Source organism: Porphyromonas sp. COT-239 OH1446, from assembly GCF_000768875.1.
GTDB lineage: Bacteria > Bacteroidota > Bacteroidia > Bacteroidales > Porphyromonadaceae > Porphyromonas.
Window position 1 is genome coordinate 1 of record NZ_JRAO01000014.1, and the last position, 6942, is coordinate 6942.

The 6942-nt window shown below is 54.0% G+C and carries 6 protein-coding genes; 3 read left to right on the forward strand and 3 right to left on the reverse strand.

Annotated elements, in window-relative coordinates; genetic code table 11:
- The first annotated feature begins 460 nt into the window (after positions 1-460).
- The 3 genes from HQ37_RS03220 to HQ37_RS03230 all read left to right on the forward strand — a co-directional run bounded on the left by HQ37_RS03220 (position 461) and on the right by HQ37_RS03230 (position 2976).
- Positions 461-1147, forward strand: coding sequence for a response regulator transcription factor (locus HQ37_RS03220; protein WP_036880408.1), 687 nt, complete (start codon positions 461-463; stop codon positions 1145-1147).
- Positions 1107-2432, forward strand: a complete 1326-nt coding sequence (locus HQ37_RS03225; protein WP_235264624.1) for a HAMP domain-containing sensor histidine kinase — start codon at positions 1107-1109, stop codon at positions 2430-2432. Before HQ37_RS03220 ends, HQ37_RS03225 begins: the two co-directional genes overlap by 41 nt.
- Before the next feature lie 97 nt (positions 2433-2529).
- The gene (locus HQ37_RS03230) at positions 2530-2976 is read left to right on the forward strand and encodes a PepSY-like domain-containing protein (protein WP_036880414.1); all 447 of its coding nucleotides are present in this window, start codon (positions 2530-2532) and stop codon (positions 2974-2976) included.
- 85 nt (positions 2977-3061) lie between these two features.
- Here the strand turns inward: HQ37_RS03230 and HQ37_RS03235 are convergent, their stop codons facing one another.
- The 3 genes from HQ37_RS03235 to HQ37_RS03245 all read right to left on the reverse strand — a co-directional run bounded on the left by HQ37_RS03235 (position 3062) and on the right by HQ37_RS03245 (position 6915).
- Positions 3062-4012, reverse strand: a complete 951-nt coding sequence (locus HQ37_RS03235; RefSeq protein WP_036880416.1) for an L-threonine 3-dehydrogenase — start codon at positions 4010-4012, stop codon at positions 3062-3064.
- Positions 4013-4084: 72 nt separating this feature from the next.
- Positions 4085-6370: a glycoside hydrolase N-terminal domain-containing protein gene (locus HQ37_RS03240; protein WP_081951741.1), complete on the reverse strand. Its 2286-nt coding sequence runs from the start codon at positions 6368-6370 to the stop codon at positions 4085-4087.
- Between the two features lie 269 nt (positions 6371-6639).
- On the reverse strand, positions 6640-6915 hold the full coding sequence (locus tag HQ37_RS03245) for an integrase core domain-containing protein (protein ID WP_036880421.1): 276 nt from the start codon (positions 6913-6915) through the stop codon (positions 6640-6642).
- Positions 6916-6942 lie beyond the last annotated feature (27 nt).

A 6942-nucleotide genomic window follows, 5' to 3' on the forward strand; every position in this document is an offset into this window, starting at 1 on the left:
GTGTTTGCTCTGAGAACTACTCAGGTACTCCTCGATGATCGCTAGGCGTTCAAAATCGCTAGATGCTGCGGGCATAATCAATAGGAATTGGGCTCCACCCACTGTCAACTTTTTTCAGTACATGACAGAGCTAAGTAGGATCACAAGTGAGGCATAAGTAGGAGTTCGAGTGAGGTCCTACTTATACCTCCAATGCAGTCCTACCGATCTCTCGACAGAGGCTTCGGGTGGCCTTCACCCGAGAGCCTATCGGGATCTTGCCGCCTGGACTTCGTCCCTCGATGAGTAGGAGGCCCGACAGCTACGGCCAAGCCTTCGCTGCCCCTCGTAATAGATCCTCTCATTTGCGGCATCGATAGACCCAGGAGAGTGGCATAGGGTATTTGTTTATCTTTGCCCTGGAGGTGTCCGTAAATCCCTCTGAAAGAAGTAAGATCCATCCCCCCTACATCCAAGAGCAATGAAGATCCTAATCGTCGAAGATGCCCCTGAGCTGATGGAGCTCATCCGAGAGACCCTCCTACGAGAGCGATACATCGTTGAGGAGGCCACAACCTATCGTAAGGCCCTGGACAAGATCAGCGGCTATGACTATGACTGCATCCTACTCGATCTGATGCTGCCCGATGGCGACGGTCTCAGTCTGCTCGAGCGACTCAGGCAGATGGGCAAGCGAGACAGCGTGATCTGCATCTCGGCCCGAGGAGCTGTTGAAGATCGTGTGCGAGGCCTCGAGCTTGGGGCAGACGATTATCTCGCTAAGCCCTTTCACCTCTCGGAGCTCCTGGCCCGCATCCGAAGTGTGATCCGACGCAAGCAGAGCGACGGAGCTCGCTACATTGAGGTGGGCAACCTGCGCATTGATCCCGACAGCTTCGAGGTCTTCGTCGCCCAAAGGCCGCTCGAGCTCAGCCGTAAGGAGTATGACCTCTTGCACTATCTAGCCGCACGCCCAGAGAGATTGATCAACAAGAGTACCATGGTCGAGGCTATTTGGGGAGATTATATTGATCAAGCGGACAACTTCGACTTCGTCTACGCACAGATCAAGAACCTACGTAAGAAGCTCAAGGAGGCTGCCTGCGATCTCGAGATCAAGTCGGTCTATGGCGTTGGTTACAAGCTCATTCACCTGTCTCATGGCTAGCAAGCTCATTCATCGTACCGTCTCTCGCCTGGCCGTCGCCCTGAGCGTGATCCTAACCCTATGGGCTGTGCTCTTCTACTTCGCCATCATCGGTGAGGTAACCGATGAGATAGATGACTCGCTCGAGGATTACTCCGAGCAGATCATCATCCAGGCCCTCGCAGGCGAAGACCTCCCTCGAGAGACCTTGCACAGCAACAACCAGTATTACCTCAAGAGCATCACTGTCGATGAGGCCCGGAGCCAGGAGCACATCCGCTACCTCGACTCGATGGTCTACATCCCCCAAAAGCGGGAGCAAGAGCCGGCCCGTGTGATGCAGACTATTTATCGAGGCTCCGATGGCTATTACCAGCTCTCGGTCTTCACCCCGACCATCGAGCGGCTAGACCTGATCAGCTCGATCCTACTTTGGATCATTGGTCTCTATGGCCTCTTGCTCCTGGTCATTCTCAGCGTGAGCAGCTGGGTCTATCATCGGAGCAATAGACCTCTATACCGCCTGCTCCGATGGCTCGATCTCTACAACATTGATGGCAACAATCCGCCCCTAGAGATCAATACAGACATCGTTGAGTATCGCAAGCTGCATGAGGCCACCCTGCGATCGACGAAGAGATCCGAGGAGGTCTATAGGCTACAGAAGCAGTTCATCGGTGATGCCTCGCATGAGATCCAAACCCCCGTGGCCATCTGCATGAACAGAATCGAGCTACTCATGCAGGACGAGAGGCTCTTGCCCGAGCAGCTCTCGGAGCTCGACAAGGCGCATCAGAGTCTTGAGTACCTCAGCCGCCTCAATAGAGCCCTGCTGCTACTCTATCGCATAGACAACGAGCAGTTCACCGATCGCACGCCTGTACAGATGAACGAACTGATCCGCTCCAGCCTCCGAGATCTAGAGCTCCTCTACGAGCACTTATATCTCGAGGTGAGGCTCATCGAGCGAGGAGAATGTGTCCTGAGAATGGATCCACAGCTGGCGCAAATCTTGGTCAATAATCTGCTCAAGAATGCCTTCGTGCACAACCGACCTCATGGTCCCATTGAGGTAGAGATCTGGGCTCATGGATTCTTCATCCGCAATGCCTCGGCCTCTGAGGCATTGGATGCAGAGTTGATCTTCTCCCGCTTCTACCAAGCTCACCGTAAGCCTGGGAGTGTAGGCCTCGGCCTAGCCCTCGTTCATTCTATCTGTAGCCGAGAGGGGCTAGTAGTGCGCTACCGCTATGCTGGGGGACTGCATGGCTTCGAGGTCTCGAGCAAGAAAGAGAGCCAAGAGTAGTATTCGATCCGAGAGTTCCATTTCTTTTCAGATTTGCCCTATACCTTTGCGCTCAATAAGTCATTCAAGTTATTTACAATTAAACAGAACGTAAGCAATGAAGAAAGTCATCGTATTCCTACTCATCAGCCTCATGACCGTAGGGATTGCATTTGCCGATAGAGAGCGAGCCATCACAGCCCGAGAGCTCCCTGTCAAGGCACAAGAGTTTATCAAGAAGTACTTCCCCGAGGCTGAGATCAGCCTCATCAAGAAAGAGGTCGAGTACATTACCCGCACCACCTACAAGGTGGTCTTGGTCAATGGAGACAAGATCGAGTTCAACGGCTCTGGCGAGTGGCGAGAGATGGAGTTTCGACACACAGATGTGCCCATGACGCTTATCCCTGCACCCATCCGCACCACCCTCACGCAGAAGTACCCTCAGCAGGCTGTACGACAGATTGAGAAGCTGCGCCGAGGCCGCTACGAGATCAAGCTCTCCAACGGTATCGAGCTCACCCTGAACAAAGAGGGGCGTATCCTAGATCTAGACATCGACTAGGCCCTGCTTGCCCCACCTGAAAAGCTAGGGCGTGCCACTCACAGAGGTGAGTGGCACGCCCTAGTTGTCCCTATAGGTCTCTCTCCTAGAGACGAGAGCGCAGAGTGCGGATCATGTCCTCACTCATGGCATCGAGGTCATACTCAGGCTTCCAGTCCCATTCGCTTCGAGCGCAGGAGTCATCCAAGGAGTTAGGCCATGAATTGGCTATGCCCTGTCTCAGCTCGTCGATTTGGTAATCCATGACGAACTCGGGGACGAACTTGCGCACAGAGGCTGCGATCTCCTCAGGGTCGAAGCTCATAGCCGTGATATTAAAGGAGTTCCTGTGCTTTAGCCTTGAGGGGTCTGCCTCCATCAGTTCGATGCAGGCACGCAGCGCATCAGGCATATACATCATATCCATGTAAGTCCCCTTGGCGAGAGGACAGGTGAAGCGACCCTCTCTCACGGCTGCGTAGTATATATCCACAGCATAGTCCGTTGTCCCCCCTCCTGGAGGTGCTACATTGGAGATCAAGCCTGGGAAACGTACAGATCGGGTATCTACCCCGAAACGCTTGTGATAGTAATCACTGAGCAATTCGCCCGCAACCTTAGTTACCCCATACATGGTCTTAGGACGCTGGATCGTGTCCTGAGGAGTCTTGTCCTTGGGTGTGTCGGGCCCGAAAGCTCCGATGGAGCTAGGCGTGAAGACGGCACAGCCGCACTCACGAGCGACCTCGAGGACATTGAAGAGCCCCCCTAGACCGATATTCCAAGCCAGCTGAGGCTTCTGCTCGGCTACGGCACTCAGCAGAGCTGCGAGATTGTAGATCGTGTCCACCTGATACTTCTTCACCACGTCAGCGATCTGCTGGGCGTTGGTAATATCAACGATCTCTGACGGACCGCTCTCGAGCAGCTCTCCCTTTGGGGGAGCACTGGGGACGTAACCCGCCACTACCTGCCCCTGAGGGTAGGCCTTACGTAGTGCCATCGTGAGCTCGGAGCCGATCTGTCCAGTCGAGCCGATGAGAAGAATGTTTTTCATACGAAGTTATCTTACGAATGATGGATGATTATGGGCTATTGCCCGTTGTACTAATGATGATCTAATGCTAGGCTATCGCTTCCAGAGCAGCGTGTATCGCTCTCCAGTACGGGTGGGGAAGCTGATGATGTGCTTACCCTCACGCTTGTAGCTGATCGATTGGCCGCTCTGGGTCTTGATCGAGGACAGCTCAATGTTGGGGTAATAGACGCGGCACTGCTTGCCTGAGTTGGAGATGATCGTAACCTCACGGGGCAGGGCATTCGACCAGTCTATATCGAGGGTGAAGTTGCCCTCGGCCTTGATGCCTCGTATCTGTCCGCTAGGCCAAGCAGAGGGCAGAGCGGGCAAGAGGTGGATGAAGCCCTGGTTGCTCTGCATGAGCATCTCTATAATCCCAGCCGTAGCCCCGAAGTTACCGTCGATCTGGAAGGGTGGGTGCGCATCCAAGAGGTTGGGGTACACGCCACCGTCGCCAGGGGTCATGCTGAGCTTGCTGTGCGTCGTGGGGTTCAGGGCAGACTTGAGTAGTGTGTAGGCGTGGTCTCCGTCGAAGAGGCGTGCCCAGAGAGAGATCTTCCAGGCGCGACTCCAGCCAGTACCGTTGTCGCCACGTGAGGCGAGGGCCACACGAGCGGCCTCTGCATAGGTGCTGTCTCTGTGGTAGGAGAGCTGAGACCCTGGGTATAGAGCCATTAGGTGAGAGAGGTGTCGATGTTCGTCGCCCTGCTTGTCCTCCTTGACCCGCCACTCACGTATCTGTCCCCATGAGCCGATATGCAGGCCTCGATCGAGCTTAGAGAGCTTGTCCTCCAGTGTCTTCGTGAAAGCCTTGTCGAGTGTAACCACTCGGCTGGCCTCTAGCGTCGAGGCGAATAGCTCATAGATGAGCTGTTGGGCATAGGCGATGCCATCCTCCCAGGGCCCATGCTCTGGAGACCACTCTTTGGGAGCGATCAGCTTGCCTTGGTCATCAGTTTGGAGACGGTCGAACCAGTATTCGCATGCCGAGCGCATTGCTGGCAGAGCCGTACGCACGAGGTATTGCTTGTCCTGGGTATAGAGGTAATGCTGCCAGAGGTGCATGCAGTACCAAGCATTAGCAGGACGGTTGATGTTCCAGTCGGTTTGGCTGAAGATGTTGCTCTGCGTATGCATCGTCCAACCGGGGTGTCTCTCGGCCTTAGCGGCATTGCGCCAGCCATTATCCTCCTTGCCAGCCTCGATGGCGATGTAATTGATGAAGGGCATGTGGCACTCCGAGAGGTTAGCGGTCTCAGCAGGCCAATAGTTCATTTGGATGTTGATGTTGGTGTGAATGTCGCACTCCCAGGGTGGGGTGTTGCTGTCGTTCCACAAGCCTTGTAGGTTGTTGGGTAGATCCATTCCACGGGAGGAGGCGATCATGAGGTAGCGTCCGTACTGGAAATAGAGGGCATCGAGATAAGTATTGTCCCTATACTTACGTAGCAACACATCCGTCGGATAGTTGGGTTCGGGGCTGAAGAAGTGTAACCCGACACGATCGTAGAGGCGACGATAGTCCTCGATGTGGCGACGGCGTAGCTCACGATAGTCTAGGCGGCTGGCCTTGGAGAGGCGACTAGAGAGTTCACTTCGGATCGAGTTGAGGTCGCCCTGTGTGTAGGTTGGGCTCTTGACCTCGTAGTTGGTCGATGCACTCAGCAGGATGGTAGCCGTATTTGCCCCCTCGACACGGAGCTCATCGCCCTCGATGTGCATCTGTCCGCCCTCGGTCTGTACACGCAGCAGAGCTCCGTAGCTGATAGTCTCGAACTTGCCCTCGAAGGCAATCGTGTTGTATTTGAGCGCAGAGGTCTCGCCGTGCGCCCCCTGTAGTCTGAGGCTGAAGCTCAGTTGATCGACATTGTGTGGGGTAGTAAGGCGAATGGCGATAGTCTTGTCTGGGTAGGAGGCAAGGTATTCTCTACGGTATTGTACCCCATCGACCTCATAGGCTGTGTAACCGATGGCGGTATCGAGGCTGAGGCCTCGTCTGTAGTTGGAGTGAATACCCTTGTGAGGGAAGGTTAGGTATAGATCACCAAAGTTCTGGTATGCTCCACGGATCTTGGGACTACCTGTCCATAGGGTCTTTTCGTTGAATTGGATGCGCTCCTGTGCTACACCTCCGAAAAACATGGCACCGAGCTCACCATTGCCGATCGGGAGGGCATAGGTCATCCATTCCTTTGCGGGCTCATCATACCATAGGTTCATGGCTGGTTCAGCCAGCTTGGCTTCGCTTTGAGCCTGGGCACTCGCCGTCGCAGAGCCCATGAGCCCCAGGGTCAGTGCTAGGGCTAGGGAAGATAATGGGCGGGTCATTCTTCTCATTTAGTTTGGATTATTAGGGATGCGAACATATTTGTTCGGGCGCAAAGCTAATAAATAATCCGTGCATTTTCCCCATACAAATACTTTTAGAATAAACTTAATATATCCCTCACTTTAGGCAGAGTATACATCTGGGATGAGCTGAGATGCAGGGGACGTCTGCCCCTTCTGTCGTGTACTGAAAAAAGTTGACAGTGAGTGGAGCTGGTTCTAGAATAAGTTTACAGGGTTTGTGTTATAGCTCTGAATTGGGTTGACACTCTGCCGGCTTAAGACGACTTTCTGTTGACACGTGCAAATTTAGCCTTTTGTTGGGCATTCATTCTACGGGACAATTGAGGCGCAACCTGAGGCCAATCGGCCTTCCACCCCAGCAAAAGGTTTACATGCTCTGAAATAAGGACTTGCATAGGCGTCTTGCCCCCGAGAGCTTGATGCGGTCTGGCCTCATTGTACATCCGAACAGCCCGATCGACAGACAGCTTCGCCTCTTCGAAGGATTGTCGCTCGCTGGAGACAGACCAAGAGTAGGACATCTTCCTCATGACAAGAAAAGGCGTTGAATTGGCGTT

What these genes read in the sequence shown, in the direction of transcription:
- HQ37_RS03235 (WP_036880416.1), bottom strand. Translation starts at nt 4,012, where the DNA reads ATGAAAAACATTCTTCTCATCGGCTCGACTGGACAGATCGGCTCCGAG.
- HQ37_RS03225 (WP_235264624.1), top strand. Translation starts at nt 1,107, where the DNA reads ATGGCGTTGGTTACAAGCTCATTCACCTGTCTCATGGCTAGCAAGCTC.
- HQ37_RS03230 (WP_036880414.1), top strand. Translation starts at nt 2,530, where the DNA reads ATGAAGAAAGTCATCGTATTCCTACTCATCAGCCTCATGACCGTAGGG.
- HQ37_RS03220 (WP_036880408.1), top strand. Translation starts at nt 461, where the DNA reads ATGAAGATCCTAATCGTCGAAGATGCCCCTGAGCTGATGGAGCTCATC.
- HQ37_RS03240 (WP_081951741.1), bottom strand. Translation starts at nt 6,370, where the DNA reads ATGAGAAGAATGACCCGCCCATTATCTTCCCTAGCCCTAGCACTGACC.
- HQ37_RS03245 (WP_036880421.1), bottom strand. Translation starts at nt 6,915, where the DNA reads ATGAGGAAGATGTCCTACTCTTGGTCTGTCTCCAGCGAGCGACAATCC.